At 70.6% G+C, this 26,184-nt stretch carries 22 protein-coding genes; 9 read left to right on the top strand and 13 right to left on the bottom strand.

Features of this window, described 5'->3' with window-relative positions; all coding sequences use genetic code 11:
- The first annotated feature begins 177 nt into the window (after positions 1 to 177).
- From gnd to WDW90_RS07915, 3 genes are all read left to right on the top strand, one after another.
- Positions 178 to 1,152: a phosphogluconate dehydrogenase (NAD(+)-dependent, decarboxylating) gene (gene gnd, locus WDW90_RS07925; protein WP_336486813.1), complete on the top strand. Its 975-nt coding sequence runs from the start codon at positions 178 to 180 to the stop codon at positions 1,150 to 1,152.
- 344 nt (positions 1,153 to 1,496) lie between these two features.
- Entirely contained in the window at positions 1,497 to 2,231 is a 735-nt protein-coding gene (gene pgl / locus WDW90_RS07920; protein WP_336486812.1) for a 6-phosphogluconolactonase, read from the top strand.
- A 142-nt stretch (positions 2,232 to 2,373) separates the two neighbouring features.
- Positions 2,374 to 2,868 (top strand): hypothetical protein, encoded by a 495-nt coding sequence (locus WDW90_RS07915; RefSeq protein WP_336486811.1) that lies wholly within the window; start codon positions 2,374 to 2,376, stop codon positions 2,866 to 2,868.
- Positions 2,869 to 2,906: 38 nt separating this feature from the next.
- On the opposite strand, the gene WDW90_RS07910 is transcribed toward WDW90_RS07915, so the two are convergent.
- A complete protein-coding gene (locus WDW90_RS07910; protein WP_336486810.1) occupies positions 2,907 to 3,983 on the bottom strand; it encodes a tartrate dehydrogenase in 1,077 nt (358 codons plus the stop codon).
- A gap of 28 nt (positions 3,984 to 4,011) precedes the next feature.
- Positions 4,012 to 5,310: an MFS transporter gene (locus tag WDW90_RS07905; RefSeq protein WP_336486809.1), complete on the bottom strand. Its 1,299-nt coding sequence runs from the start codon at positions 5,308 to 5,310 to the stop codon at positions 4,012 to 4,014.
- A 152-nt stretch (positions 5,311 to 5,462) separates the two neighbouring features.
- Between WDW90_RS07905 and WDW90_RS07900 the strand changes: the two genes are divergently transcribed.
- The gene (locus tag WDW90_RS07900; protein WP_336486808.1) at positions 5,463 to 6,170 is read left to right on the top strand and encodes a GntR family transcriptional regulator; all 708 of its coding nucleotides are present in this window, start codon (positions 5,463 to 5,465) and stop codon (positions 6,168 to 6,170) included.
- 198 nt (positions 6,171 to 6,368) lie between these two features.
- On the opposite strand, the gene WDW90_RS07895 is transcribed toward WDW90_RS07900, so the two are convergent.
- The 10 genes from WDW90_RS07895 to WDW90_RS07850 form a co-directional block, all read right to left on the bottom strand.
- Positions 6,369 to 7,943, bottom strand: a complete 1,575-nt coding sequence (locus tag WDW90_RS07895) for a porin (RefSeq protein ID WP_336486807.1) — start codon at positions 7,941 to 7,943, stop codon at positions 6,369 to 6,371.
- A gap of 431 nt (positions 7,944 to 8,374) precedes the next feature.
- Positions 8,375 to 10,420, bottom strand: coding sequence for a transketolase (gene tkt / locus WDW90_RS07890; RefSeq protein ID WP_336486806.1), 2,046 nt, complete (start codon positions 10,418 to 10,420; stop codon positions 8,375 to 8,377).
- Positions 10,421 to 10,501: 81 nt separating this feature from the next.
- Positions 10,502 to 12,379 carry a TRAP transporter large permease gene (locus WDW90_RS07885; RefSeq protein ID WP_336486805.1) on the bottom strand — a complete coding sequence of 626 codons (1,878 nt, stop codon included), beginning with the start codon at positions 12,377 to 12,379 and terminating at the stop codon, positions 10,502 to 10,504.
- Positions 12,380 to 12,389: 10 nt separating this feature from the next.
- A complete protein-coding gene (locus tag WDW90_RS07880; protein ID WP_336486804.1) occupies positions 12,390 to 13,406 on the bottom strand; it encodes a TRAP transporter substrate-binding protein in 1,017 nt (338 codons plus the stop codon).
- Positions 13,407 to 13,570: 164 nt separating this feature from the next.
- Positions 13,571 to 14,461: an NAD(P)-dependent oxidoreductase gene (locus WDW90_RS07875; RefSeq protein WP_336486803.1), complete on the bottom strand. Its 891-nt coding sequence runs from the start codon at positions 14,459 to 14,461 to the stop codon at positions 13,571 to 13,573.
- The gene (locus tag WDW90_RS07870; protein ID WP_336486802.1) at positions 14,458 to 15,477 is read right to left on the bottom strand and encodes a transketolase family protein; all 1,020 of its coding nucleotides are present in this window, start codon (positions 15,475 to 15,477) and stop codon (positions 14,458 to 14,460) included. The genes WDW90_RS07875 and WDW90_RS07870 overlap by 4 nt, the downstream gene beginning before the upstream one ends.
- Positions 15,474 to 16,334, bottom strand: coding sequence for a transketolase (locus tag WDW90_RS07865; RefSeq protein WP_336486801.1), 861 nt, complete (start codon positions 16,332 to 16,334; stop codon positions 15,474 to 15,476). The genes WDW90_RS07870 and WDW90_RS07865 overlap by 4 nt, the downstream gene beginning before the upstream one ends.
- Before the next feature lie 18 nt (positions 16,335 to 16,352).
- Entirely contained in the window at positions 16,353 to 17,102 is a 750-nt protein-coding gene (locus WDW90_RS07860) for an SDR family NAD(P)-dependent oxidoreductase (RefSeq protein ID WP_336486800.1), read from the bottom strand.
- 273 nt (positions 17,103 to 17,375) lie between these two features.
- Positions 17,376 to 18,272, bottom strand: coding sequence for a LysR substrate-binding domain-containing protein (locus WDW90_RS07855; protein WP_336486799.1), 897 nt, complete (start codon positions 18,270 to 18,272; stop codon positions 17,376 to 17,378).
- Between the two features lie 190 nt (positions 18,273 to 18,462).
- Complete coding sequence (locus WDW90_RS07850) at positions 18,463 to 18,729, bottom strand: hypothetical protein (RefSeq protein ID WP_336486798.1); 267 nt, start codon at positions 18,727 to 18,729, stop codon at positions 18,463 to 18,465.
- Positions 18,730 to 18,751: 22 nt separating this feature from the next.
- Between WDW90_RS07850 and WDW90_RS07845 the strand changes: the two genes are divergently transcribed.
- Together WDW90_RS07845 and WDW90_RS07840 are read left to right on the top strand one after the other, a co-directional pair.
- Positions 18,752 to 19,747, top strand: a complete 996-nt coding sequence (locus WDW90_RS07845) for a TRAP transporter substrate-binding protein (RefSeq protein ID WP_336486797.1) — start codon at positions 18,752 to 18,754, stop codon at positions 19,745 to 19,747.
- Positions 19,748 to 19,959: 212 nt separating this feature from the next.
- Positions 19,960 to 21,963 (top strand): methyl-accepting chemotaxis protein, encoded by a 2,004-nt coding sequence (locus WDW90_RS07840; protein WP_336486795.1) that lies wholly within the window; start codon positions 19,960 to 19,962, stop codon positions 21,961 to 21,963.
- A gap of 50 nt (positions 21,964 to 22,013) precedes the next feature.
- On the opposite strand, the gene WDW90_RS07835 is transcribed toward WDW90_RS07840, so the two are convergent.
- Entirely contained in the window at positions 22,014 to 23,120 is a 1,107-nt protein-coding gene (locus WDW90_RS07835) for a 2'-deoxycytidine 5'-triphosphate deaminase (protein WP_336486848.1), read from the bottom strand.
- A gap of 657 nt (positions 23,121 to 23,777) precedes the next feature.
- On the opposite strand from WDW90_RS07835, the gene apaG reads away from it, so the two are divergent.
- The 3 genes from apaG to speG all read left to right on the top strand — a co-directional run bounded on the left by apaG (position 23,778) and on the right by speG (position 26,084).
- Positions 23,778 to 24,170: a Co2+/Mg2+ efflux protein ApaG gene (gene apaG, locus WDW90_RS07830; protein ID WP_336486794.1), complete on the top strand. Its 393-nt coding sequence runs from the start codon at positions 23,778 to 23,780 to the stop codon at positions 24,168 to 24,170.
- Between the two features lie 172 nt (positions 24,171 to 24,342).
- Positions 24,343 to 25,512 (top strand): acetylornithine deacetylase, encoded by a 1,170-nt coding sequence (gene argE, locus WDW90_RS07825; RefSeq protein ID WP_336486793.1) that lies wholly within the window; start codon positions 24,343 to 24,345, stop codon positions 25,510 to 25,512.
- Complete coding sequence (speG, locus tag WDW90_RS07820) at positions 25,509 to 26,084, top strand: spermidine N1-acetyltransferase (protein ID WP_336486792.1); 576 nt, start codon at positions 25,509 to 25,511, stop codon at positions 26,082 to 26,084. Before argE ends, speG begins: the two co-directional genes overlap by 4 nt.
- The last annotated feature ends 100 nt before the right edge of the window (positions 26,085 to 26,184 follow it).

Raw genomic sequence — 26,184 nt, 5'->3', positions numbered from 1 at the left:
CCCCTTCCCTCCCCCTTGCGGGGGGATCGAGGGTGGGGGGCCGGAGAGACCTCGGCGGCGCATCCTGGACCACCAATTCCTCCCCGCCCGGATCGGGCCTGCCCGGCCTAGGAGAGCTGAGGCAGATCTCGGGCAGGCCCGAGATCTGCGGGGGAGGCGAGAACGGGGAGAACGGGCATGCAACTCGGGATGATCGGCCTCGGCCGGATGGGCGGCAACATCGTGCGGCGGCTCATGCGGGACGGGCACACCGCCGTGGTGTTCGACCAGAGCCCGGAGGCCGTGGCCTCCCTCGTGGCCGAGGGGGCGACGGGCGCCGACAGCCTGGAGGACCTCGTCGCCCGGCTGGACCTGCCCCGGGCCGCCTGGGTGATGCTGCCCGCGGGCGCGATCACGGAAGGCACCGTGCAGCGCCTCGGCGCCCTGATGCGGGCCGACGACGTGATCATCGACGGCGGCAATTCCTTCTACAAGGACGATCTCCGCCGCGCCGCGGAGCTGCGGGAGAAAGGCATCCACTACGTCGACGTCGGCACCTCGGGCGGCGTCTGGGGGCTCGAGCGCGGCTACTGCATGATGATCGGCGGCGACACGTCGGCCGTCGACCGGCTCGACCCTGTCTTCGCGACGCTGGCGCCCGGCCTCGGCGAGGCGCCGCGCACGCCCGGCCGCGAAGGCCGCGACCCCCGCGCCGAGCACGGCTACATCCATGCGGGCCCGAGCGGTGCCGGCCACTTCGTCAAGATGGTCCATAACGGCATCGAGTACGGCCTGATGCAGGCCTATGCCGAGGGCTTCGACATCCTGAAGCATGCGGGCTCGAAGGACCTGCCGGAGGCGCAGCGCTTCGACCTCGACATCGGCGACATCGCCGAGGTCTGGCGCCGCGGCAGCGTGGTCTCGTCCTGGCTCCTGGACCTGACCGCGCAGGCGCTCGCGGGCGACGAGGGGCTCGAATCCTTCTCGGGCTTCGTCTCGGATTCCGGCGAGGGACGCTGGACGCTGAATGCGGCCATCGAGGAATCGGTGCCCGCCACCGTCCTGTCGGCCGCCCTCTACGCCCGCTTCCGCTCCCGCGAGCACGCGAGCTTCGCCGACAAGCTGCTCTCGGCCATGCGCAAGGGCTTCGGCGGCCACGTCGAGCCGACGTGAGCGGTCCGCACGGCCGGCCCATCCCCTCCTTGTGGGCTTGGCGGTTCGCACGTCCCCACGCGGCTCTCCTCCCCCGCAGATCTCGGGCCTGTCCGAGATCTGCCCTTGCCGGCCCAGATCGGGCAGGCCCGATCCGGATGGGGAGGTGGGGGTGGTGCAGAAGGCACCGCTTCGATCTATCCGGCACCACCCCACCCCTGACCCCTCCCCGCAAGGGGGAGGGAAACGCGTCGTGCTTCACATGAGTATCGCCCGCCGCGATGTGCGAAACGCCAAGCCTCGCACGGGCGAGGGGGCGGCCCGCGCCTGGCGGAGCCGGCGGCCGGCCTGAACGGAGACCCGCGATGACACTTCCCCTACCCCCCGGCGCCCAGGTCCTGCCCGATGCGGAGGCGGTCGCGCGCGCGGCCGCCGACCATCTCGTGGCGGTCTGCGCGGATCGGCCAGGCGAGCGGGTCGCGGTCTGCCTGTCCGGCGGCTCGACCCCGAAGCGGCTCTACGCGCTTCTCTCCGGGCCGGACTACGCCGCGCGGGTGGCGTGGGCGCGCATCCACTGGTTCTTCGGCGACGACCGGGTCGTGCCCTGGGACGATCCTCTGAGCAACGTCCGCATGGTGCGCGAGGCCTTCGGCCACGGCGCGCCGATTCCGGCGACGCACCTGCACTTCATCCCGTCCGACCTCGGGGCCGAGGCGGGCGCGGCCGCCTATGCCCGGACCCTGCAGGACTATTACGGGGCCGACGCCCTGGAGCCGGGCCGTCCGCTGTTCGACCTCGTCCTGCTCGGCCTCGGCGAGGACGGCCACACCGCCTCGCTGTTCCCGGGCAAGCCCGCCCTGCGCGAGGCGGCGGCCTGGGCCGCGCCGGTGCCGGAGGCCGGCATGACGCCGTTCGTGCCGCGCATCACCCTCACCTACCCGGCGCTCGCCTCGTCCCGCCGGGTGCTGTTCCTCGTCACCGGGGCGGGCAAGCGCGACCCGCTGCGCCGGCTCGCGGCCGGCGAGGACCTGCCGGCCGCGCGGGTGACGAGCCAGGGCCAGGTGATCTGGCTGCTCGACGCGGCCGCCGCCGAGGCCTGAGAGCGGTCTTTCGTGCGGTTTTTGACGGTCCGCGGGCCGTCCGCCATTAATTCGCCGCAGGGCTTCCGGCTCCGTCGATCCGAGCATCGAGGCTCGCTGAGCCGGGAGTGGCCCCGTGGCGCGCAATGGGCTGGCCCAATCCGTGACAAGATTCACCCGACGGCTGGCCCCCCGGCGCAGCCGGGTCGCCCCCGGCCCGCTGCGCATCGTGCGGCGCCGGCCCGGCCCGAGCGTCGGCGGCGGCGCCCTGTTCGGCGGGCTTCTCGGCCTCGCGGTGCTGGCCGCCTTCAGCCTGCCCCTCGCCGTCTCGTACGGCCCGGCCCGTGACGATGCGGCACAGGCCGTCACCGCCTATGTCGGGACCTCCGCAGACGAGGGCGGCGAGCCCGAGCCGGCCGGGGTCCAGGCCGCCGCGGCGATGCCCGCCCCTGCCCCCGGAACCGAGCCGGCGCCCGCCCGGCCCGAGCCGCCGGCCGCCTCCGCGGCGCGGTTCGAGCTGCCGGTGCTGCAGGACGAGGCCGCCGAGGTCGAGCCGGAGGTGGCGTCAGCCGCCCCCCCGGTCGCGGCGAAGCCCGCGGCCCGCAAAGCCGCCCCGAAGCGTGGGCCCGCGAACCTGGCGCGGGCCGCGAACCCGTAAGGCCTCACCGTCGGCCCGTAAGGCCCGGAAAGCCCGCCCTACTCGTTGTCGCCCTGGACAGCGGCGATGACGGCGTCCGTGACCTTGCGGGTCGTCGCCGTCCCGCCGAGGTCGGGCGTGTGAAGGTCCGGATCGGCCGTCACGCGCTCCACCGCCCGCATCAGCCGGTCGGCCGCGGCCTTCTCGCCGAGATGCTCCAGCATCATCGTCGCCGTCCAGAAGGTGGCGACCGGGTTGGCGATGCCCTTGCCGGTGATGTCGAAGGCCGAGCCGTGGATCGGCTCGAACATCGACGGGAACTTGCGCTCCGGGTTGATGTTGGCGGTCGGCGCGATGCCGAGCGAGCCGGCGAGCGCGGCGGCGAGATCCGACAGGATGTCGGCGTGGAGGTTCGTCGCCACGATCGTGTCGAGGGTCTCCGGCTTCATGGTCATGCGCATCGTCATGGCGTCGACCAGCATCTTGTCCCAGGTCACGTCGGGGAAGTCCCGGGCGACCTCGGCGGCGATCTCGTCCCACATCACCATGGCGTGGCGCTGCGCGTTCGACTTCGTCACCACGGTCAGGTGCTTGCGCGGCCGCGACCGGGCCAGCTTGAAGGCGAAGCGGATGATCCGGTCGACGCCGGCCCGGGTGAACATCGCGACGTCGGTGGCGACCTCCTCGGGCAGGCCCTTGTGGACGCGGCCGCCGACGCCGGCATACTCGCCTTCGGAGTTCTCGCGCACGATCACCCAGTCGAGCTCGGGGCCAGACACGTTGCGCAGCGGGCTCACGATGCCCGGCAGGATCCGGGTCGGGCGCACGTTGGCGTACTGGTCGAAGGGCTGGCAGATCGCGAGCCGCAGGCCCCAGAGCGTGATGTGGTCCGGCACGTCCGGCGCGCCGACCGCACCGAAGAAGATCGCGTCGTGGTCCTTGATCTGCTCGCGCCCGTTCTCGGGCATCATCACGCCGTGCTTCTTGTAATAGTCCGAACCCCAGTCGAAGTGATCGAACTTGAACCTGAAGCTGCCGGTCTTCTCGGCGAGCGCGTCGAGCACCTCGATGCCGGCGGCGATGACTTCGACGCCGATGCCGTCGGCAGGAATGGCGGCGATGTTGTAGGTCTTCATGACAGGTCTCCGTTCGACGAGGGGAAGTTCAGCGCGTGACGGCGCCGGCGGGCTCGGCGCGCCGCCCGGAGCGGGCGACGACCAGAGTGAGGATGGCCGAGAGGACGAGCAGCCCGGCCACGAAGATCAGGCCGCCGGTGAAGCTGCCCGTCTGGTCCTTGATCCACCCGATCGCCCAGGGGCCGACGAAGCCGCCGAGATTGCCGATCGAGTTGATCGTGGCGATGCCGACCGCCGCGGCGGAGCCGGAGAGGAACATCGTCGGCATGGCCCAGAGCGGCGGCTTGGCCGCGCTGATCCCGACATTGACGAGGCTGAGCGCGGCGATGACCGCGGCGACCGAGGCGGCGCCGCCAGCGAGCATCAGGCCCGCGGCCGCCACGAGGCAGGCGATGACCACGTGCCAGGTGCGCTCGCCCGTCGCGTCGGAGTGGCGCGCCCACAGGATCATGGCGATCACCGCGATGGTCGGCGGCACGGCGTTCAGGAAGCCGACCGCAAACGTGGACAGGCCGAAGCTCTTGATGATCTGCGGCGCCCAGATGCCGAGCGTGTAGAGGCCGGCCGAGGTGCCGAAGTAGATCAGCGCCAGCGCCAGCACGCGCAGGTCGGTCATCCCGCCCAGGAGGCTGTGCTTGGCGGTCGTCTGCTTGCGGGCACGCTCCTCGTTCATCTCCGCGACGAGCCAGGCGCGCTGGTCGTCGGCCAGCCACTTCGCCTTCTCGGGCCGGTCGGTCATGTAGAACAGCACCATGACGCCGAGCAGCACGGCGGGGACAGCCTCGACGATGAACATCCACTGCCAGCCGTGGAGGCCGAGGATGCCCTCCATCTCGAGCAGCGCGCTCGAGAGCGGCGAGCCGAGCAGCACGGAGATCGGCGCTGCCGCCATAAATAGCGAGACGACGCCCGCGCGGTAGCGGGCCGGGAACCAGTAGCTCAGGTAGAGGATGATGCCGGGAAAGAAGCCGGCCTCCGCCGCGCCGAGCAGGAAACGCAGGATGTAGAAGCTCCACTCGCCCTTGATGAAGGCGAAGGCGCCCGAGAGCATTCCCCAGGTAATCATCACGCGGGCGATCCAGAGCCGGGCGCCGACCTTGTCGAGGATGATGTTCGACGGCACCTCGCACAGGAAGTACCCGAAGAAGAATACCCCCGCTCCGAAGCCGAACACGGCCGAGGTGAAGCCGAGATCCTTGTTCATCGTCAGAGCCGCGAAGCCGATATTCACGCGGTCGATGAAGGCGACGAAATAGAGAAGGCAGATAAAGGGGATCAGGCGCCACGCGACCTTGCGCATGGTGGCCTGCTCGAGCGAGCGGTCCATCGTTTCCTCCTGACATGTCCAGCATGCGTTGGTCTTTGAGCGCCAACTTGCATGCAAGGTAGCATTAACTGCGCTCATCCACCGTCCGGTGTCAACCACTTATTGCAGCTTGCATGGAAGCTGGTACGAATGTGGGCAGAGTGGAGGGTGCGATGGCGCGGACGCGGGCGGTTGCGGCGGAGCAGGAGACCGAGCGGCGTCCCTCGCTGGTCGACGACGCCTACGCGGCCATGAAGCGGGCCATCCATGATTCGAGCTTCGCGCCCGGCTACCAGGCCTCGGAGCAGGAGATCGCGCTGCGCCTCGGCATGAGCCGCACGCCGGTGCACGAGGCTGCAATCCGGTTGCAGGAGGACGGGCTCGTCCGCGTGCTGCCCCGGCGCGGCGTCCTGATCTGCGCCCTCGCGCCGGACGACATGCGCGAGATCTACGACGTCATCATCGCCATCGAGGGACGCGCGGCCGAGCTTCTCGCCAGCCTGCCGGATGGGGAGCGCGAGGCCGTGGCGGCCGAGCTGGCCGGGCACACGCACGCCATGGCCGAGGCCTGGGAGGCGCGCGATCTGCCGGAATGGGGCCAGGCGGATGCCCGCTTCCACCGGGCCCTCGTCGAGCGTGCCGGGAACGGCCGGATGACGCGGATCATCCAGACCATCAACGACCAGTCGCACCGCGCCCGGATGCTGACGCTGAAGCTCCGCCGCGAGCTCGGCGCCTCGGTGGCCGAGCATCGGCAGATCATCGACGCGATCCGCCTCGGCGACCCGGCCGGGGCCCAGGCCGGCGCCCACCATCACCGCCTACGCGCGCGCGACGAGCTGCTGCCGCTTCTGGAGAGCTTCGGGCTGAAGCATCTCTAGCGCCGCGCGCCGCCGAGCCGAAGCTGGGCGGCGCACCGGGCCTTTCAGGGCAACGCGTCCTCGCGCGCTGGACCGCCGACTTCGGCGGAAGGCGCTGGAGCATTTTCCGTGATTCCTAGATCACGGAAAATGCTCCAAATCCTTGATCTGGCGCGCTTTCTGATCGCCAAACCGGCAACCACTTCGGCGGAAAGCGCGCTAGAAGTCGCGCTGGATGCGCGCCCGGACCTGGAAGATGTCCTGGGACGACACGGTGAGGCCGGGGCGCGTCAGGTCCGGGGTGCGTCCCTGGGCGAGCCAGGCGCGCGTATAGAGCCCCTCGGCGCCGATATCGAGATCCTTCACGGGCGACCAGATCAGGCTCGCGCCGGCGACGACCTGATTGACGTCGCGCAGGATCGGGCTGAGCGCGAAGCCGCTCGGATTCGTGATGAAGGAGGGCGGGGTGTTGCCCGGCACCGCACCGTTGGCGACGCTGAGCGCGGCCCGCGCGCTCTTGCTGAACGCGACCTGACCGTAGGACCCGTAGAAGGCGGATCGCCACTCGGGGGACCAGTAGTGAAGGAACGATGCGACGGTGGTGAAGCTGTTCGAGAGTTCGAGCTTGCCGGTGATGGGGTTCAGCGTCGCGTCGTTTAGGAACATCTCGAAGGGCGAATTCTGGCCGAGCCGCGACGACTGGATGAAGGTCGCGGTGTAGAATTGGAAGCCCGTATAGGACATCGCGCCCTGGCCGTAGGCACCCTGCAGGTACAGGCCGTCCCCGGGGGCCAGGAAGGGCAGGTTGAACTTCACGCCGCCCTGCACGGCCCATCCGTACTGATTCGCTGGCCGCCGCACGGGTGCGGTCGAGGCCAAGCCACCGTTGAGCCCGAAGGGGGCGCCCGTCGGCGTCCCGATGCCGACCTCGTGCACGGCGGCCGAGAGCTGGGCCGACCCCCAGGCTTGGTCGAGGCGCAGGGCGCCGACGACGTCCGGGGTTCGGTTCTTCTGCGTCACGTCGAAGTAGACGGCCGAGCTCGGTAGGCCGGCCGCGTTGAAGCCGTTGGCCACCGGCGAGAGGGCGCCATTGTTCACGAAGGCGGAGAAAGCGGAGTTCGCCGTCGCCGGATTCGAGATGGACGAGTAGACCGGCTGGAAGCGGAAGGTCGGGTCTTCCATCGAGAGCGTGGCCGACCAGCCCTCGCCGAACTTGGCAGTGTAGGCCAGCAGGTTCGTGGACGCCATGTCCGAGCCGAGGCTGATGCCCATGATCTCGAAGTCGTGCGCGTAGAAGTCGAAGAACGAGGAAGCGCGGCCGGCCGTGAGGCCGGCGAACTGCACGAAGGCCTTGTCGACGTTCACGTATTGCTGCGCGCGGCCGAACTGGTCCTGGCCGAGGGCCGGAAAGGCGTTGCCGACCCGCTGCTGCGAGCCCGAGGTGACGAAGTTGCCCGTGCGGCTCATGACCTCGAGGCGGGTGAAGGCGCGGAGCGTTCCGTAGGCGGTCTGCGTCCGCGCATCGACGTTGATGCGCATCTGCCCGCGATAGTTCGCCAGATCGCTGCCGCGGACGTAATTCGAGCTGACGTAGCCGGCCTCGTAACGGGCGCGGCCCGACAGACGCAGGCACGTGTCGGTGCTAAAAATGTAGAATAAACCGGCGCCGTAGGCAGTGCAGACCCGGACATACTCGATCGGAATCGATTTCTTTGCCGGAAGATCCGCCGCGCCGACGGAGGTCGCGGGTATGAAAGCTGCCGTCGAAAGCAGGATTGATTTAATGAGTTTCATCGTCAGCCCCCCAAAAACTAGAATCGAGGGTGCCGACGAGGAGGATTTTGGTCAATACAGTTTATAGATGATTACATGCCGCGTACGGCGTTTTGAATACTATGTATCATGAAGATCACAGGCATTTTTTGTTCAATTGTTCTGAGCATTTTTTGTGTTAACGCTTTGTTAATATTTGGCCATGCGTCTTGGGGCCGTGTCCCGACCACGCAAGTCGTGTCACGGCCCCACGGCCCGGTGCGATGCGCGACCCCTTCGCCGAACGGCCTCCGCTCTGGTCGGTCGTTGGCAGGCTGGATCCCCGCGAGCGTCGGCCGCCCGTCGGCCGGCGAGCGATGCGCGCTATCGCGGCCCGCCGGCGCATGGCGCGCCCCGCACGCGTCGGGGACGATCCGCGGCAGGGCGTCGGGGCGCGTCCTCGGAATCCGCGATCAGGCGGCGCGTCCCGCGCCCTCGCCGGCCAGCCGTCCTCGAAGGCGCGCCCGCGCGGCCTCCGCCACCGCGATGGCGGTGATGCCGAAATGCTCGAACAGCGCTTCTCCGGGGCCGGACGCCCCGAAGCCGGTCATGCCGACGAATCCCCCGTCCTCGCCGATCCACCGGTCCCAGCCGAGCCGGATGGCGGCCTCGACGGCCACGCGGACTGTGCCGCGCGGGATCGTGCGCTCGCGGTAGGCGTCGTCCTGCGCCGCGAATGCCTCCCAGGAAGGCATCGACACGACCGCGGTCGGGATGCCCTCCGATTGCAGTAGCTCGCGCGCCGCCAGCGCGACGGAGACTTCCGACCCGGTCCCAATGAGCGTCACCGCTTGCGGGCCGCCTTCGGGCCGCGCGAGCACGTAGGCGCCGCGGGCACAGAGATTCTCGTCGGAATCCGTCCGCAAGGCCGGCAGCGGCTGGCGCGAGAAGATCAGCGAGGTGGGGCCGTCGCGGTGCGACAGCGCCATCTCCCAGCACTCCACGGCCTCGACGGCATCGGCCGGACGCAGCACCCGCATATTGGGGATCGCGCGCAGGGAGGCCAGGAACTCCACGGGCTGGTGGGTCGGGCCGTTGCGCCCGATGCCGATCGAGTCGTGGCTGTAGACCGTGACGACCGGAAGCCCCATGAGCGCGGACAGGCGCAGGGACGGCCGCATGTAGTCCGAGAACACGAGGTAGGTCGCGCCGACCGGCACCAGGCCCCGATGCGCCGCGATGCCGTTCATCATCGCGCCCATCGCGTGCTCGCGCACGCCGTAATGCAGGTAGCGCCCGCCCCGGTCCTGCGCCGTGAAGGCCGCGAGACACTGCTTGTGGCGGGTCGGCCCTTCGAGGTCCGGCGCCCCGCTGAACAGCTCCGGGATCGCGGCCGCGAGATCGGCGAGGATCTCGGCGGAGACCTCGATCGTCGCGCGCGCCTCCCCGGCCCGGGCGTAGCGGTGCTTGGCCGGGCGGAGCGCCGCCCGCCAGCCCTCCGGCAGCTCTCCGCGCGCGCCGCGTTCGAAGGCGGCCCTGCGCGCGGCGGGCTGCCCGTTCAGGCGCTCGAGCCAGGCCCAGTAGGCCCGCGCGTTGCGCCCGCCGACGGCCGAACGCCAGCTTGCCGAAACCTCGCTCGGCACGGTGAAGGCGGGGTGGTTCCACTCCCGCGCCGCACGCGCCTCGGCGAGGTCGGAAGCGAGCACGCGGCCGCCATGGGCGCCGCGCTGCCCTTCGAGCCGCGGCAGGCCCCGGCCGATCACGGTGCGGCAGGCGATCAGGCTGGGGCGCGGATCGTCCTTCGCGTCGGCGATCGCCGCCGAGACCGCCTCGACGTCGTGCCCGTCCGCCTCGATCACGTGCCAGTCCGCCGCGCGGAAGCGCGCGCACACGTCCTCCGAGATCGACAGCTCGGTGCTCCCGTCGTCGGTGATGCGGTTGTCGTCCCACAGGAAGATCAGCTTGCCGAGGCGCAGGTGCCCGGCGAGCGAGATGACCTCGTGCGCGATGCCCTCCATCAGGCAGCCGTCCCCGACGAGCGCGTAGGTATGGTGGTCGACGAGGTCGGAACCGAACTCGGCCGCGAGCCGCGCCTCCGCCACGGCCATGCCGACGGCGTTGGCGATGCCCTGGCCGAGCGGCCCGGTGGTCGCCTCGATGCCGTGGCGGACATCGAACTCGGGATGGCCGTGGCAGTTCGAGCCGAGCTCGCGGAAGCTGCGGATCTCATCGATCGCCATGGCCTCGTAGCCGGCCAGATGCAGCAGCGCGTAGAGCAGCATCGAGCCGTGCCCGTTGGACAGGACGAACCGGTCCCGGTCGGGCCATTCCGGATCCTGGGGGTTGCATTTGAGGTGGCGGGTGAAGAGGGCCGTCGCGATCTCCGCGCAACCGAGCGGCGCGCCGGGATGCCCGTCGCCCGCCCGCTCGATCGCATCGAGGGCAAGGAAGCGGATCGCGTCCGCCCTGCGCGCATCCAGGCTGCGGATTGGGCTCGTCGCGACGTCGGGATTGTTCATGGCAGGGCCTCGCGGCAGCGTGTGTCGGCTCGGGGTTGAGCGGAGGCGGGCCGGCGCGCGTGCGGCGCCGGCCGGTCGGCGTCAGAGGAAGCCGATCGAGAACCAGGGGATAAGGATGATGATGGCGAGGCCCGCGAGGAGGGCCGCGATGTAGCCGACGATCGGCCACATGCCCGCATCCGGATGGATCCGGCTGATCGCGCAGGCCGAGTAGTAGCCGACGCCGAAGGGCGGAGCGAAGAGGCCCACGCCCATGGCCAGGATCACGACCATCGCGTAGTGGACCTCGTGCACGCCGAGGGAGCGCGCGATCGGGAACAGCAGCGGCCCGAAGAGCACGATGGCCGGGATGCCCTCGAGGACCGAGCCGAGCACGATGAAGGCTAGCGCCGAGGCTACGAGGAAGCCGAGGGTGCCTCCGGGCAGGCTCTTCATCGCCACGGCGAGCGCCTGCGAGAAGCCCGATTGCGTGAGCGCCCAGGCCATGCCGGTCGCCGCGCCGATGATCAGCAGGATCGCGCCCGACAGCGTCGCCGTCGTGACCAGCATCGGGAAGAGGCGGCGCCAGGCGAAGCGCCGGTAGACCAGCAGCCCGGTCAGCGTCGCGTAGACGATGCCGATGGTGGAGACCTCCGTGGCCGTGGCGACGCCTTCGACCACCGCGACGCGGATGACGAAGGGAAGCGCCAGGGCCGGCACCGCGACGAGGAAGCTGCGGGCGATCTCGCGGCCGGAGGGCCGGGCCACATGGCTCAGATCCTCGCCGCGGTAGCGCCACCAGACGAGGCAGCACAGGGTCACGCCGAGGACGAGGCCGGGCAGGAGGCCGCCCGTGAACAGGGCCGTGATCGAGACGCCCGTGATCGAGCCGATCGTGATGAGCACGATCGAGGGGGGGATGGTCTCGGTCTGCGCGCCGGTGGCGGCGAGCAGGGCGACGAGGTCTCCCTCCTTCGCGCCCCGCGCCCGCATCTCGGGAAGCAGCACGGGGGCGACGGCGGCCATGTCGGCCGCCTTCGAGCCGGAGATGCCCGAGACGAGGTACATGGCGCCGACGAGCACGTAGTGCAGGCCGCCACGCACGTGGCCGAGCAGGCTCGCCAGGAAGCCGACCATGGCGCGGGCCATGCCGGTCATCTCGATGAGCAGACCGAGGAAGATGAAGAGCGGGACCGCCAGCAGGATCAGGTGGCTCATGCCCTCGTCCAGGCGCCCGACCACGACCGTCGCCGGCGCGCCCGTGGTCAGGGTGACGTAGGCGAAGGTCGGCAGGCCGAAGGCGAAGGCGATCGGCACCCCGGCGAACACCAGGATGCCGACCCCGACCACGAAGAACAGGATCAGGTTCAGGTTGCCGAGGCCTGCGAACAGGGGCTGGGCCAGCGCCAACGCGCCCGCCGCGAGGACGCCGAGCGCCAGGGCCCCGACGGCGTCGCGCCAGTCGCTCGTGTCGAGCAGACGGAGCACCGCGACGAGCAGCATCAGCCCGAAGCCGACCGGCAGCGCCGCCGCGCGCCAGGCGTTGGTGATCTCCAGCGCCGGCGTGACGACCCAGACCTCCTCCTGCGCGAACTCGTAGGACGGCCCGAGGACGAGCGCGACGAAGATCAGCCCGGCGACCAGCGCGACCATCTCCAGGAAGGCGCGGAGCCTGGGCGAGGCCATGCCGACGATCGCGGTCATGCGCATGTGCTCGGCCCGGCGGAAGGCGGACGCCGCCCCCAGCATGGCGAGCCAGATGAACAGGATGGAGGCGAGCTCGTCGATCCAGACGATCGGCGCGCGGAAGACATAGCGGCTGACGACGCCCATCAGGAGCACGGCGACCTCGACGACGACGAGGATCGCGGCCGGCACCTCGATGAGGAGGCCCACGCCCCGCTCGAGGGACCTCAGACAGGAGCGGTCATCCCGGACCGCGCCGTCGAGGGCTGCCGGAGCGGCGAGTTCGACTTGCATCACCGCCTCCTCAAGCCAGCTTGCCGGACACGGCCTCGAGATGGGCCCAGGCAGCCTCGCCGAACTTGTCCTTCCAATCCCTGTAGAAGCTCGTCTTCCTGAGCGCGTCGCGGAAGGCGGCGCGGTCGACGTCGACGAAGTTGAGGCCGCTCTCGGAGAGCTTGGCCCGCAGCGTGTTCGTCAGGGCCGCCACGTCGTTGCGCTCGTCGAGGGCCGAGCGGTCCAGCTCCCTGGACACGATCTGGCGGAGCCCCTCGGGCAGGCGCTGCCAGGCCCGCTTGTTGCCGAGGATCCAGTAGCCGTCCCAGACGTGCCCGGTCAGGCTGCAGGATTTCTGCACTTCGTAGAGGCGCGTGGTGGCGGTGATCGCCAGCGGGTTCTCCTGCCCCTCGACCACCTTGGTCTGCAGGGCGGAATACAGCTCGTTGAAGTTGATCGGCGCCGCGCCGGCCTCGAATCCCTTGAAGAGCGAGGTGAGCATCGGCGCGGGGGGGACGCGGATCCTGAAACCTTTCAGATCCTCGGGCGCGCGGATCTCGCGGGTCGACGAGGTGATGTGGCGAAAGCCGTTGTCCCAGACCTTCGAGACGGTCAGCAGCGGCGTCTTGGCGATCTCGGCGCGGACGTAGTTGCCGAGGTCGCCGTCCATCGCCGCCCAGACCGCGGCGTAATCCTGGAACGCGAAGCCCGTATTCGGCAGGCTCGCGGCCGGAACGAAGATCGCCAGGATGGAGGTCGCGAGGTTGAAGAACTCCACGCCGCCGCTGCGCACCTGGTTCAGGAGGTCCGTGTCAGAGCCGAGCTGGTTGGCGGGGAACAGCTTGATCTCGAGCCGACCCCCCGACGCCTCCCGGATCCGATCGAGCGCTTCCTGCGCCCGCAGGTTGACCGGGTGCGTCGGGTCCTGGCCCGTCGCCAGCTTGTAGGAGAATTCGGCGGCCGAACCGGGCTTCGTCAGGATGCTGAAGAGCGGAATCGAGGCCGCTCCCGCAAGAAGATTCCGGCGGCTCAGACGTATGCGAGACATGTTTTCCTCCCAGATCGAAACAGCGGTGAATTCGAACGCCGCCGCTCACGCCCTCGATCAGGGATCGAAGTGTTCACGAGGGGTCCGGGACACGGAGGAACTTGTCGCAGGCCCGATTCTCGGTTTTTCTCGCCTGCAGTTCTCTTGTTCTTGTCCTGACGTTTCTATGCTCGCCCTCCGAGCATTCGGTAGCAGCGGATGACTTGGCTGTCGTCGCAACCGCCGGCCCCGCTGCCCGAGGCCGCGAGGAAGAGCTGGTGGGCGAGCGCGGCGAGCGGCAGGGCGGCCTTCGCCTCGCGGCCCGCCCCCAGCACGATGCCGAGGTCCTTCACGAAGATGTCGACCGCGCTCGTCGGCTGCGGGTCGGGTTCGAGCATCCGCGGGCCGCGGTCCCGCAGCATCCAGCTCGCTGCGGACGATCCCACCACGATCTCGAGGACCGTGGCCGGATCGAGGCCCGCGCGCTCGGCGAGGGACAGGGCCTCGGCCGCGGCCACGATGTGCACGCCGCAGAGCAGCTGGTTCACCGCCTTCACGGTCGCCGCCTGGCCCGGCTGGCGGCCGACATGGACGACGCGCTCGGCGAACGCGTCCAGGATCGGCCGGACGCGGTTCAGCGCGGCGGGATCGGCCGCCGCCATCACGGTCAGGCAGCCCGCCTCGGCGCCCGTCCGGCCGCCCGAGACAGGCGCGTCGACGAAGCCGCGCCCGGTTGCCTCCACCCGCCGCGCGAGTGCCGCGACGGCCTCCGGCGGGCAGGTCGCCATCAGGACCACGATCCCGGTCGGCGCGAGGCCGGCGAGGGCGGCCTGACCGAACAGCACCTGCTCGGCCTGCCCGGCATCGACCACCATCAGGATCAGCACCTCGGCACCGGCCGCGACCGCGGCCGGCGTCTCCCCCGTCGATCCGCCCGCCGCGACGAGCGCCGCCCGCGGCTCGGCGCGCAGATCGTGGCCGCGCACCGCGAAGCCGGCGGATGCCATGTGCCGCGCCATCGGCAGGCCCATCGAGCCGAGGCCGACGAACGCGACGGTCGCGCCCGGCGCGCTCACAGCCAGGCCCGGATCGACCGGACCATGGCCTCGGTCGAGATTCCGTAGCGCTCGTGCAGCGTCGGCAGCGCGCCGGCATCGAGGAACGCGTCCGGGAGGCCGATCTGCCGGAAAGCGGGCGGGACCGTGCCGCTCCGCACGAGCAGCCCCGCGACGGCCTCGCCGAGGCCGCCGACCACGGAATGGTTCTCCGCCACCACCACGAGGCGGCCGCCGCGGCCGGCCTCGGCCAGGATGGTCGCCTCGTCGAGGGGCTTGATCGTGGGGACGTGCAGGACCGCCACGTCGATCCGGTCGTCGGCCAGCGCCTGCGCGGCCTCGAGCGCCCGCATCGTCATCAGGCCCGAGGACACGATCAGGACGTCGCGGCCGTCGCGGATCGTCTTCGCGCGCCCGAGCTCGAACGTGTAGCCGTACTCGTCGAGGACGAGCGGAACGTTCCCGCGCAGCAGCCGGAGATAGACCGCGCCCTGGTGGGCGGCCATGGCCGGCACCACCTGCTCGATCTCGTGCGCGTCGCACGGATCGATGATCGTCAGGTTCGGCATGCCGCGGAAGATCGCCAGATCCTCGGTGGCTTGGTGGCTCGGTCCGTAGCCCGTGGTAAGACCGGGCAGCGCGCAGGCGATCTTGACGTTGAGGTTCTCCTCCGCGATCGCGAGGCAGATGAAGTCGTAGGCCCGCCGCGCGGCGAAGACCGCGTAGGTCGTGGCGAAGGGCACGAAGCCCTCCCGCGCAAGGCCGGCGGCCGCGCTCATCAGCAGCTGTTCGGCCATGCCCATCTGGTAGAAGCGGTCCGGATGCGCGGCCGCGAAGACGTGCAGGTCCGTGTACTTGGCGAGGTCTGCCGAGAGGCCGACGATGTCGGGGCGCGTCCCGGCCAGCGCGGCCAGCGCGTGGCCGAAGGGCGCGGCCTTGGTGCGCTGGCCCGGCGCGGCCAGCGAGGCGATCATCGCCGACGTCCTCGGCCCGCTGCCGGCCCTGCGCTCGGGCCTGACGTATTTCGAGCGTCTCAACGCGACCTCCCCTCGTCCAGAACGTCCAGGGCTTGGCGCCACTCGTCCGCCTCGACCCGCAGGAAGTGGTTCCTCTCGCGCGCCTCCAGGAAGGGCACGCCCTTGGCCATGCGCGTGTCGCAGATCACGAGGCGCGGGCGCGGACCGGCATAGGCACGGGCCGCGTCGAAGGCCGCCGCCACGGCCGCGATGTCGTTGCCGTCGACGCGTTGCACGAACCAGCCGAAGGCCTCGAATTTCGGGGCGAGCGGCTCGAAGTCGAGGACGCCGCGCGAGGGCCCGTCCGCCTGCATCCCGTTGACGTCCACGATGCCGATCAGGTTGTCGAGGCCGTGCGAGGCGGCCGACATGGCCGCTTCCCAGGTCGAGCCTTCGTTGAGTTCGCCATCGGAGAAGAGGTTGTAGACGAAGGCCTCGGATGACTTGCGCTTGAGCCCGAGCGCCATACCGACCGCGATGCCCAGCCCGTGGCCGAGCGAGCCGCCGGTGATCTCCATGCCCGGCGTGTAGGCCGCCATGCCGGACATCGGCAGGCGGCTGTCGTCGCCGCCGTAGCTCGGCAGCTCGTCCTCCGGGAGGATGCCCGCCTCGATGAGCGCGGCGTAGAGCGCGATCGCGTAATGACCGATCGAGAGGAGGAAACGGTCGCGGCCCTCCCATGCGGGGTCCTCGGGCCGGTACGTCATCGCGTGGAAGTAGCTCACCGCGAGGACGTCGGCGATGCCGAGCGCCTGCGCGATGTAGCCCTGGCCCTGGACCTCGCCCATCAGGAGGGCGTAGCGCCGGATGCGGTAGGCGCGCTCCGCGAGCGAGACGTTCGAGCCTTCCTGCGCCCGCAGGACCTGTTCGGCTGGCATGATGATCGCTCCTGCCGGTCAGTGGATCAGCATGCCGCCGTTGACGTCGACGACGGCGCCGGTGACGTAGGCGGACAGGTCGCAGGAGAGGAACAGGCAGGCGTTCGCCACGTCGTCGGCGACCCCGAGCCGTCCGAGCGGAATGCCCTTGGCGATCTCGACCTTCAGGTCATCCGTCAGCTTCCCGCCGGTGATGTCGGTCTGGATGAGGCCGGGCGTGACGGAGTTGACGCGGATGCCGTCGGGCCCGAGCTCGCGGGCCATCGCCTTCTGGAGGCCCAGCACGCCGCCCTTGGCTGCGCTGTAATGGGGGCCGCCGAAAATGCCGCCGCCGCGCTGGGCTGAGACCGACGACATGCACACGATGGATCCGCTCCGCTGCGCGCGCATCGCCGGGATCACGGCCTGGCTCATGTAGAGCGTGCCGCGCAGGTTCACGTCCGTGACGGCCTCGTAGTTCGCCGCCTCGATGTCCATGATCTTCAGGGGCTGGGTGATGCCGGCGTTGTTGACGAGGACATCGATCCGCCCGAAGCGGGCGAGGATCTCCCGGGCGGCATCCTGGCAGGCCGCCTTGTCGGTGACGTTGCAGGCGAGGCCGAGATGGCCCGCGCCGACGTCGCCGGCCGCCGCCTCCGCCTGGCCCGCATCGAGGTCGAGGATCACGACGCGGCCGCCGTGCTCGGCGAACAGGCGCGCCGTGGCCTTGCCGATCCCGCGGGGGGACGCGGCACCCGTAATCACGCAGACTTTTTCTCTCAGCAGCATGCAACCCTCCAGGCGGATCGCCGAGCCGGCGAGCCGTGCACCATCGCGAGGAGGTATCTGCAATTTGAGCGATCCGATTTGAGTCGAGAACAACTCAGAAGAACGCTTTGCAATCTCCTGCGGACTCGCAATCTTGCCCGCTTCCCCACGAACTTTTCTTGTCCGGAGAGGATGATGCGCCCCGCGTTCGTACACAAACGCGAATATTGCAGCCTGAGATGAATTCGATTCATCTCGCGCCGCGAACCTGGCCGGATGCGTCGACCCCCAGGCTCAGATCAGTATTGGGCAGGGATCCACGGCGAGTTCGCGCGCGAGCCAGCCCGCGAAGACCCGCAGAGGCGCGCGCCGGTGCCCGTCGTTCGGGAAGACGAGGTGATGACCGACATAGGTGACGTTCTCGGCGCGCGACGCCAGCGGGGCCACGAGGCGGCCGTTGGCGAGCTCGCGCTCCGCGAGCAGCGTCGATTCGAGGGCAACGCCGAGCCCGTCCGCCGCCGCCGCGATGGCCAGGAAGCTGCGGTCGAACCGGATGGCCGCCTGCGGCACGCTGCGGATGCCGTTGCGCTCGAACCAGTGCGGCCAGCGCACCAGCTTGTTGTCGCTCTGGATCAGCACGCGGCCTTCGAGATCGGAGGCCTGGCGAATGCCGGCCGCGAGCTCCGGCGTGCAGAGCGGCGTGACCGTCTCGACCTTGAGCGGCATCGCGGCGAAGCCCTCCACGCGCGGCCGCCCGTAGACGATGTCGGCGTCGAACTCGTCATCCGTGAAGCGCGCGTACTCCGCTCCGGCCGCGAGGCGCACTTCGAAGCCGGGATGCTCGGCCAGGAAGCGCGCGAGGCGCGGCGTGAGCCATTGCGCGGCGAAGCTCGGAGCGCAGTGCAGGCGCAGGAGTTGCGGCGCGCGCGTCGAGACCAGCTCAAGCCCGCGGTTGAGTTCGGTGAAAGCGCGCGAGACGTGGTCGAGCAGCGCCTCCCCGGCCGGGGTCAGCGCGACGCCTTGCCCGTTGCGCTCGAACAGCACGACGCCCAGCGCCTGCTCCATCTTGCGGACGGCATGGCTCACGGCGCTCGGCGTGAGATGGATCTCACCCGCCGCGGCTTTGAAGGAGCGCCGCCGCGCGGCGGCCTCGAAGACGCGGACGGCGGAGAGCGGTGCGAGAAAGTGCATCGGTACCGGTTAAGACTTGTGGACACCCGCCTCAAGGCCAGACGCCCGGCGGAGAGACTGATGAGCGCCGCGAAGCGCCCCGTCCGGACCTGTTTTCGCGGGCGCGGCTCGTCGTCGTGACCTGTGTAGGAGAGCGCCTTGCGGGCGCGGCCGGGAGCGGGACTCTCGGCGTCGGCCGCGCGGCGGCCGTTTAAGACCGGTGACCTGATGGGCGGGCGGGATGCCGGAAGCGGTCCGCCATCAGGTGGCTCAAGGCGTTCTGAGCCATTTTTGCGACGGATGGGGCGGCCTTCGCGAATTCATGAGCTTTTTGTGAGCATAGGACGCGGGCGTATAGAGGACAAAATCCATCGATGGCGCGCAGTTGCGGGTTGTATTCAAGGAATTTACCATCGAAACCATTTAAATCGCCACAGATTAACTGACGGTTAACTGTTTCGACACTATCGTCTGCCATCAAGATTTCGGGAGTGGACGCCGTGGATCGAAGGCAGTTTCTCCGGGGCTGCGGGGCCGCGGTCTCCTCGGTCGGCCTGCTGGCACGGCCTGCGAACGCGAGCACGCGAGCGAAGGTCTTCCGCCTCGGCGTGACGAACGGCAACCTGTCGCAGATGGGCTCCGGCGCGGTGAGCTTCGCCGAGCGGGTGACGGCCCTGTCCGCTGGCCGGATGCGGGTCGACGTCTACCCGTGCGGGACGCTCGGCGGCGAGGCGGAGACCACGCAGGACGCAGCCAAGGGTGCCCTCGAGCTCGTCGTCACCTCGAGCGCGGGCTACGAGCGCTTCGCGCCCAAGCTCAGCGTCTTCGACATTCCGTTCCTGTTCCGCGACGTCGCCCATGCCCGCGCGGTCCTCGACGGGCCGATCGGGCAGGCGGCGCTCGCCTCGTTCGACAATACGGGCCTGGTGGGCCTGGCCTGGTGCGAGAACGGCCTGCGCCACCTCACGACCACGACCGTGCCGGTGACGACGCCGCGGGACCTCGCGGGACTCAAGGTGCGGGTGCCGCAATCCGAGGCCATGCTGGCCGGGTTCAAGGCGCTGGGCGCGGATGCCCAGCCGCTGCCGTTCCCGGAACTGTTCGGGGCACTCAGCGCGGGCGAGTTCCAGGGGCAGGAGAACCCGCTGGCCAACATCATGGGCGGCGGATTCTACCGGGTTCAAAAGTATCTGAGCCTGACCGGGCACGTCTACTCCACGGGAATCCTGCTGATGTCGCGCCGCGCGAGCGATGCGCTGACGGAGGACGAGCGGGCCGTGTTCAGCGCCGCGGCCCGTGCGGCCGGGCCGGCCTCGCGCGAGGCCGGCGACCGGACGGCCAACGACAACATCGCCGAGCTCAAGCGGCGCGGCATGACGGTCCTGTCCGAGATCGACCGCGCGGCCTTCATCGCCGCCTCGCAGCCGGCCCTGAAGCAGTTCGAGGCCAAGTTCGGCAAGGCGACGCTCGACGCGATCCGTTCCTACGGCACCTAGAGCACGCTCGGCCGAGGCGGATACCGGTTCGGCGCGAGGCGGCGTGGCGCCGTGAGGGGTTGGAGTGCCGTCCGTGACCCCGGGACCGGGGACGCGGCGCTCCGAGGGCCGCCGTGGGGCCCGACCCGCCGCCTGATCGCGGGATAAGGGACCGCGCAGGGACAAGAGGCATTCGCCGCCGCGGACCATCGATTCGATCTAAAGGCAGACTGATGATGTCGTTGTACGCTCGCCTCGCCCATCGCCCGATCGGCACCAGGATCAATTTCGGGTTCGGCCTGATCCTCCTGCTCCTGTGCGGCATCGCCGTGTTCAACGGCCTGAGCCTGCGCACGGTGGGAGCGAACGTCTCCGAGATCGACGCGGCGGCCACGCGATCGGAAGCCCTGTCCGACTTCGCCAGCGCCCTGAGCGACGACGAGGTGCAGGTGACGCGCTACATGCGCTCGCCCGGCGGTGCCGAGCTCACGGCCGTTCGCGGCGCGCAAAAGGAGGTGCAGGCCCGTCTCGCGAAGCTGGACGGTTTGCTGGCCGAGGGCTCCGACGGCCTGAAGCGGGACATCGCGACGCTCGATCAGCGCTTCGACAAGATCGTCGCGGCGACGAAGCTGCGCGATGCCACATTGTCCGGGATGGTCGCTGCCGCGGCGCGCCTGACCAACCACTACACGACGGTGACGCTTCAGATGGTGGCCGCGAGCGATGCCGCCACCGGCACGGCGTTCCGCGTCCAGCAGGCGCTGCAATCCCTGATCGCGTCGGCCCGCCGATACGTCACGCGGCCGACGGCCGACGAGCTCGATATCCTGACCGCCGCGGAGCGTCGGACCCGGTCCGAGACGGCCGAGATGAAGGCGAACCCGCCCGCCTCCGGCGCGGTGCGGGACCTCCTCGGCGAGACCGGCCCGACCCTGGACCGGCTCCTCGGCGGGATCGAGACCCTCACCGTCGCGGCCAAGGACGTCGACCGCGGCATCGTGGAGTGGCAGCAGCTCGCCGTGCGGCTCGGTGCCGACACCGCGGCCCTGCGCGGCCATATGATCGAGCTGCGCGACAAGCAGATCGCCCTCGCCGGCAGCGCGGTGACGCAGATCCTCGCGATCGCGATCGCCGTCTCGGTCGTCGGCGTGACCTTCGGGGGGCTCGGCGCGCTGCTGCTCGGCCGGTCGATCTCCGGGCCGCTGCAGACGCTCAACCGGACCGTCCAGGCCATCGCCCGGGGCGATCTCACCGTCCCGGTCACGGGGACCGACCGGGGCGACGAGATCGGGGCGCTCGGCCGCGCACTCGAGGTCTTCAAGGCCAACGCCCTTGCCCGGGCCGATCTGGAGGCGCGGCAGGTCGCGGAGCAGTCGGCGCGGCAGCGCCGGGCTGATCGGGTCGACGAGCTGGTGCGCGGCTTCGAGGCCAGAATCGCCGGCGCGATCGCCATCGTCACCTCGGCCGCCACGGAACTCGACGCGACGGCGCGCTCGATGACCCAGGTCGCGGATGCGACCAACGGCCAGGCCGTGGCATCGAGCGCGGCCGCGGAGGAGACTTCGGCCAACGTGCAGACCGTGGCCGCTGCGGCCGAGGAGCTGGTCGCCTCCCTGCAGGAGATCGAGCGGCAGGTGCAGCGCTCCAACGAGGTGGCCGCTCATGCAGCCCGGGAGACCACGACCACGGATGCGGCGATGACGAGCCTTGCCGCGGCTGCCGAGCGCATCGGCGCGGCCGTCACCCTGATCTCCAGCATCGCCGGCCAGACGAATCTGCTCGCCCTGAACGCGACGATCGAGGCCGCGTGCGCCGGCGAGGCGGGTCGAGGCTTCGCCGTCGTCGCCGCCGAGGTCAAGGACCTCGCCGGCCAGACGGCCCACGCCACGAGCCAGATCGGCGAGCAGATCGCGGCGATCCAGGAGGCGAGCGCGCAGGCGGTCACGGCGATCCGCCAGATCGGGGAGACGATCGTCTCGGTCAACGCGATCGCCGGCACGATCGCCGCCACGGTCGAGGAGCAGACCGCCGCGACCGGCGAGATCGCCCGGAACGCGTCCGAGGCGGCCCGCGGCACGCAGGACGTCTCCGAGAACGTGTCGAAGGTGCTGGCCTCGTCGAGCGAGACCGGCAGCGCCGCGCAGCAGGTGATGGCGGCGGCGGCCGAGCTCGCCCTGCAGTCGGAGAACGTACAGCGCGAGGTCGAGGATTTCCTCGCCGACATCCGAGCGGCCTGAGCGATTGGCCCGCGCGGCGCGCGAGCGCTCCGCGCGGGCCGGACGGCGGGTTACGCGAAGTGCTTCGAGAGCTTCAGGCCCTGCGCCTGGTAGTTCGAGCCGGCGCCCGCCCCGTAGAGGGTGGCGGGCGCCTCCGCCATGCGCTCGTAGACGAGGCGGCCGACGATCTGCCCGTCCTCGAGGAGAAAGGGCACGTCGCGGGAGCGCACCTCGAGCACGGCCCGCGCACCCGAGCCCCCGGCCTCCGCGAAGCCGAAGCCCGGATCGAAGAAGCCCGCGTAATGCACCCGGAACTCGCCGACGAGGGGATCGAACGGCACCATCTCGGCGGCGTGGTCGGGGGGCACGACCACGGATTCCTTCGAGGCCAGGATGTAGAACTGGCCCGGATCGAGGATCAGCATGCCGGAGCCGTCGGCCGCGAGCGGCTCCCAGAAATCGGCGGCGCGGTGGCGGCCCGGCGCGTCGACGTCGACGAGGCCGGTATGGCGCTTCGCCCGGTAGCCGATCAGACCGTCGAAGCCCGCGAGGTCGACCGAGACGGCCACGCCCCCCTGGAACGAGGGAGCCGCCGCGCTGACGAGCGGCGTGCGGGCGTGGAGGTCGGCGAGCTCGGAATCCCGCAGCCGCACCTCGCCCCGGCGGAAGCGGATCTGCGACAGGCGCGAGCCGGTGCGCACGAGGACCGGGAAGGTGCGGGGCGAGATCTCGGCGTAGAGGGGGCCGTGATAGCCGGCCTCCACTTGGTCGAAGGCCACCGCGTGGTCGGTGATGACGCGGGTGAAGACGTCGATGCGGCCGGTCGAGCTCTTGGGGTTGGCGCCGGCCGAGACGTCCGGCGGCAGCGCCAGGGCCTCCTGCAGCTCGGCGATGTAGACGCAGCCCGTCTCGAGCACCGCCCCGCCCGTCAGGTCGATCGCGTGGAACGCGAAGGCCCCGACGCCGGTCGAGACGCTGCGGCTCGCCCCCGGCAGGAAGCTCGTGCGCACCCGGAAGGCGCGCCGGCCGAGGCGGAGATCCAGGCTCGCGGGCTGGATCTGGTCGGCCGCGTAGGGGCTCGCCGGGCGGATGCTGCCGGCCTCCGTGAGCGCCGCGATCCCCTGAGCGGGCAGGATGCCGTCGCGGGGCTGGTCGGCTGGATTCCGCGTCGTGTTCATGCTCACCGCGCGCACCCCCTCCGCCTTCCCCGCCAAACTCGCATCTTGTCCCGCGCTTGGCCCTAAGGGCCCGTTAAGTCGGGCTCGCGCGCGAGCCGCAGCACGATCCGGGCGAGCGCGAGGCGGGCGCAGGCGCCGATCGCCACGAGCCCCGCGAGCGCGCTCGCGAGCACCGGGAAGGCCTGCGGCCAGGCTGCGAGCGCGAGGACGAGCGCCAGGGCGGCGGCGCCGAGCCCGGTGCCCGAGCCGAGGCCGAGGACGAGGGAGGGCAGGCCGCCGAGGCCCCCCCGACCCCGCCGCGCCGCGCCGCGAGGGCCGCCGCGGCCCGGCTCGAAGCGTCGAGGAGGAACGCGCCGAGGAGCGCGGCCGCCGCCCAGCCATTCGTGCCGGGCGCCTGCCAGGCGAACAGCAGCGCGAGCCCGGCGAGGCCCGCGCGCGCGAGGCTGCCGGAGCGCCCGCGCCGCAGCCTTCCGAGAGCCCGCGGGCGGTGCAGGGCCTCGTCGACCATGCCTGAAACGTACCTCGGTTGCGCGACGTACTTCGCCGCGATTGACGCCGTTTTCGCCGCCACGTACCACGTCGCTCCGAGCCTGTCGCGCGGCTTCGCGGGACGCGCGAGCCGAATCGCGCACTCGGTCAGGGAGGCCGATCCGGACGATGTACAAGGCCGAGACGCGCGGAATCAGCGTGACCGTGATGCCCCGCTTCGTCGAGGAGGAATCCTCGCCGGGCGAGAGCCGCTACTTCTTCGCCTATACGGTCGAGATCGTGAACAACGGCACCGAGCAGGTGCAGCTGCGCTCGCGCCACTGGCGCATCATCGACGGGCACGGGGCCTGCCAGGAGGTGCGCGGGGCGGGCGTCGTCGGCAAGCAGCCGGTGCTGGAGCCCGGCGAGTCCTTCAGCTACACGAGCGGCTGCCCGCTCAACACGCCGGACGGACTGATGGCCGGCAGCTACACCATGGCGACGGTGGCCGGCGAGAGCTTCGAGGCCGAGATCCCGGCCTTCTCCCTCGACAGCCCCCACGTCCGCCGCAGCCTGCACTGAGCGCCTCGCAACCGGCGGTCCGCCCGCGCATTGGCTCGATGGCGGGGACTTGGAGCCCGATCCGACCACGCCCGGGCCGGGTCACGTCCCCGCGTTTCGTTTGACGCGTTCCTTCACGCCGAACCGGCTTCGACTTCGGCGAGGAGCGCTCCAGAGGGTCAGGGGGATTGCGATGCCGGGACCGGGAGAGCGCCTCACCCCGCTCGAGATCCTGGAGCGCCTCGTCGCCTTCGACACCGAGAGCTCCAGGCCGAACCTCGCGCTGGTCGACTGGGTGTCGGATTATCTCGGGGGCTGGGGCGTGCCCCATCTGCTAATGCCGAGCGCGGCCGGCGACAAGGCCGCGCTGTTCGCCACGATCGGCCCGATGCGGGACGGGGGCGTCGTGCTCTCGGGCCACACCGACGTGGTGCCGGTGACGGGGCAGGCCTGGACGGGCGACCCGTTCCGGCTGCGGGTCGCCGACGGGCGGGCCTACGGGCGCGGCGCCGTCGACATGAAAGGCTTCTGCGCGCTGGCGCTCGCCGCCGTGCCGGACTTCCGCGAGCGGGACCTTGCGCGGCCGATCCACATCCTGCTCTCCTACGACGAGGAGACGACCTGCCTCGGCGCAGCCGACACGATCGCGCGCTTCGGCGCCGACCTGCCGCGACCGGGCGCGGTGATCGTGGGCGAGCCCACCGGGCTCGAGGTCGCCGACGCCCACAAGAGCATTGTCACCTACCTCACCACCGTGCACGGCCATGAGGCGCATTCCTCGAAGCCGCAGCTCGGCGCCAACGCCGTCATGGCGGCCTGCGACCTCGTCGGCGAGCTCAACCGCATCGCCGACCTGATGATCGCCCGGGGCGACGCCAGCGGGCGCTTCGATCCGCCCGCCACCACGGTGCATGTCGGCACGATCGCGGGCGGCACCGCCCGCAACATCCTGCCGAAGGTCTGCACCTTCCACTGGGAGTTCCGCGGCCTGCCCGACCTCGACATGACCGAGATCCCGGCGCTGTTCGCCCGCAAGGTCGAGGACGTGACGCGCGAGCGCCTCAACCGCTACGGCGCCTACGGGTCGATCGAGACCCTTGAAGAGGTAGCGGTGCCGGGGCTCGCCCCCGAGCCGGGCTCCGAGGCCGAGCGCCTCGCCCTGCGGCTCGCCGGGCGCAACCGCACGATCTCGGTGCCCTACGCGACGGAGGCCGGGCGCTTCCAGGCGGCCGGCCTCCCGACCGTGGTCTGCGGCCCGGGCTCGATCGACCAGGCGCACCAGCCCGACGAGTTCATCACCCTGCAGGCCCTCGCCGACGGCGAGGCCTTCATGCGGCGGCTGGCGGAGGCCTGTGCGTCATGAGCGGGAGCACGACGGCGGAGGCGGCGCGGATCAAGCTGCGCCCGCTCGAGCGCGAGGACCTGCTCTTCGTGCACCAGCTCAACAACAACGACAGCATCATGCGCTACTGGTTCGAGGAGGCCTACGAGTCCTTCGCCGAGCTGGCGCAGCTCTACGAGCGCAACATCCACAACCAGACCGAGCGGCGCTTCATCGTGGCGACGGACCGCAACGAATCGGCCGGCATGGTCGAGCTCGTGGAGATCAACCACCTGCACCGGCGCTGCGAGTTCCAGATCGCGCTGCACCCCGCCTTCCAGGGCCGCGGCTACGCGGGCCAAGCGACCCGCATCGCCATCGACTACGCCTTCAGTGTGCTGAACATCCACAAGCTCTACCTGCACGTGGACAAGGACAATGCCCGCGCGGTGCGCATCTACGAGCGCTGCGGCTTCCGGACCGAGGGCGTGCTGCGGGACGAGTTCTTCGTGAACGGCAAGTACCGCGACGCCGTGCGGATGTGCCTGTTCCAGCCCGACTACCTCGCCCGCCGCGGCGGCGGCGACATCGCGGAGCCGGTGCTGAAGACCTGATACGGCCGCCCCGCCGCGACGGCCCCCCTCGCCTTCGCCGCCTCGCGCACGAGAAAGGGGCCGGCAAGCCGGCCCCTTCCCTGATCGAACGCGTTCCGGT

This window comes from Methylobacterium nigriterrae (assembly GCF_037106235.1).
GTDB lineage: Bacteria > Pseudomonadota > Alphaproteobacteria > Rhizobiales > Beijerinckiaceae > Methylobacterium > Methylobacterium nigriterrae.
The sequence above is the reverse complement of the archived record's forward strand: the minus strand, read 5'-3'. Positions and strand labels throughout refer to the sequence as shown.

Bases quoted from the DNA above. Each gene is read 5' to 3' on its own strand.
- gnd (WP_336486813.1), top strand. From the start codon at position 178: ATGCAACTCGGGATGATCGGCCTCGGCCGGATGGGCGGCAACATCGTG.
- pgl (WP_336486812.1), top strand. From the start codon at position 1,497: ATGACACTTCCCCTACCCCCCGGCGCCCAGGTCCTGCCCGATGCGGAG.
- WDW90_RS07910 (WP_336486810.1), bottom strand. From the start codon at position 3,983: ATGAAGACCTACAACATCGCCGCCATTCCTGCCGACGGCATCGGCGTC.
- WDW90_RS07905 (WP_336486809.1), bottom strand. From the start codon at position 5,310: ATGGACCGCTCGCTCGAGCAGGCCACCATGCGCAAGGTCGCGTGGCGC.
- WDW90_RS07900 (WP_336486808.1), top strand. From the start codon at position 5,463: ATGGCGCGGACGCGGGCGGTTGCGGCGGAGCAGGAGACCGAGCGGCGT.
- WDW90_RS07895 (WP_336486807.1), bottom strand. From the start codon at position 7,943: ATGAAACTCATTAAATCAATCCTGCTTTCGACGGCAGCTTTCATACCC.
- tkt (WP_336486806.1), bottom strand. From the start codon at position 10,420: ATGAACAATCCCGACGTCGCGACGAGCCCAATCCGCAGCCTGGATGCG.
- WDW90_RS07885 (WP_336486805.1), bottom strand. From the start codon at position 12,379: ATGCAAGTCGAACTCGCCGCTCCGGCAGCCCTCGACGGCGCGGTCCGG.
- WDW90_RS07880 (WP_336486804.1), bottom strand. From the start codon at position 13,406: ATGTCTCGCATACGTCTGAGCCGCCGGAATCTTCTTGCGGGAGCGGCC.
- WDW90_RS07865 (WP_336486801.1), bottom strand. From the start codon at position 16,334: ATGCCAGCCGAACAGGTCCTGCGGGCGCAGGAAGGCTCGAACGTCTCG.
- WDW90_RS07860 (WP_336486800.1), bottom strand. From the start codon at position 17,102: ATGCTGCTGAGAGAAAAAGTCTGCGTGATTACGGGTGCCGCGTCCCCC.
- WDW90_RS07855 (WP_336486799.1), bottom strand. From the start codon at position 18,272: ATGCACTTTCTCGCACCGCTCTCCGCCGTCCGCGTCTTCGAGGCCGCC.
- WDW90_RS07850 (WP_336486798.1), bottom strand. From the start codon at position 18,729: ATGGCAGACGATAGTGTCGAAACAGTTAACCGTCAGTTAATCTGTGGC.
- WDW90_RS07840 (WP_336486795.1), top strand. From the start codon at position 19,960: ATGATGTCGTTGTACGCTCGCCTCGCCCATCGCCCGATCGGCACCAGG.
- WDW90_RS07835 (WP_336486848.1), bottom strand. From the start codon at position 23,120: ATGAACACGACGCGGAATCCAGCCGACCAGCCCCGCGACGGCATCCTG.
- apaG (WP_336486794.1), top strand. From the start codon at position 23,778: ATGTACAAGGCCGAGACGCGCGGAATCAGCGTGACCGTGATGCCCCGC.
- argE (WP_336486793.1), top strand. From the start codon at position 24,343: ATGCCGGGACCGGGAGAGCGCCTCACCCCGCTCGAGATCCTGGAGCGC.
- speG (WP_336486792.1), top strand. From the start codon at position 25,509: ATGAGCGGGAGCACGACGGCGGAGGCGGCGCGGATCAAGCTGCGCCCG.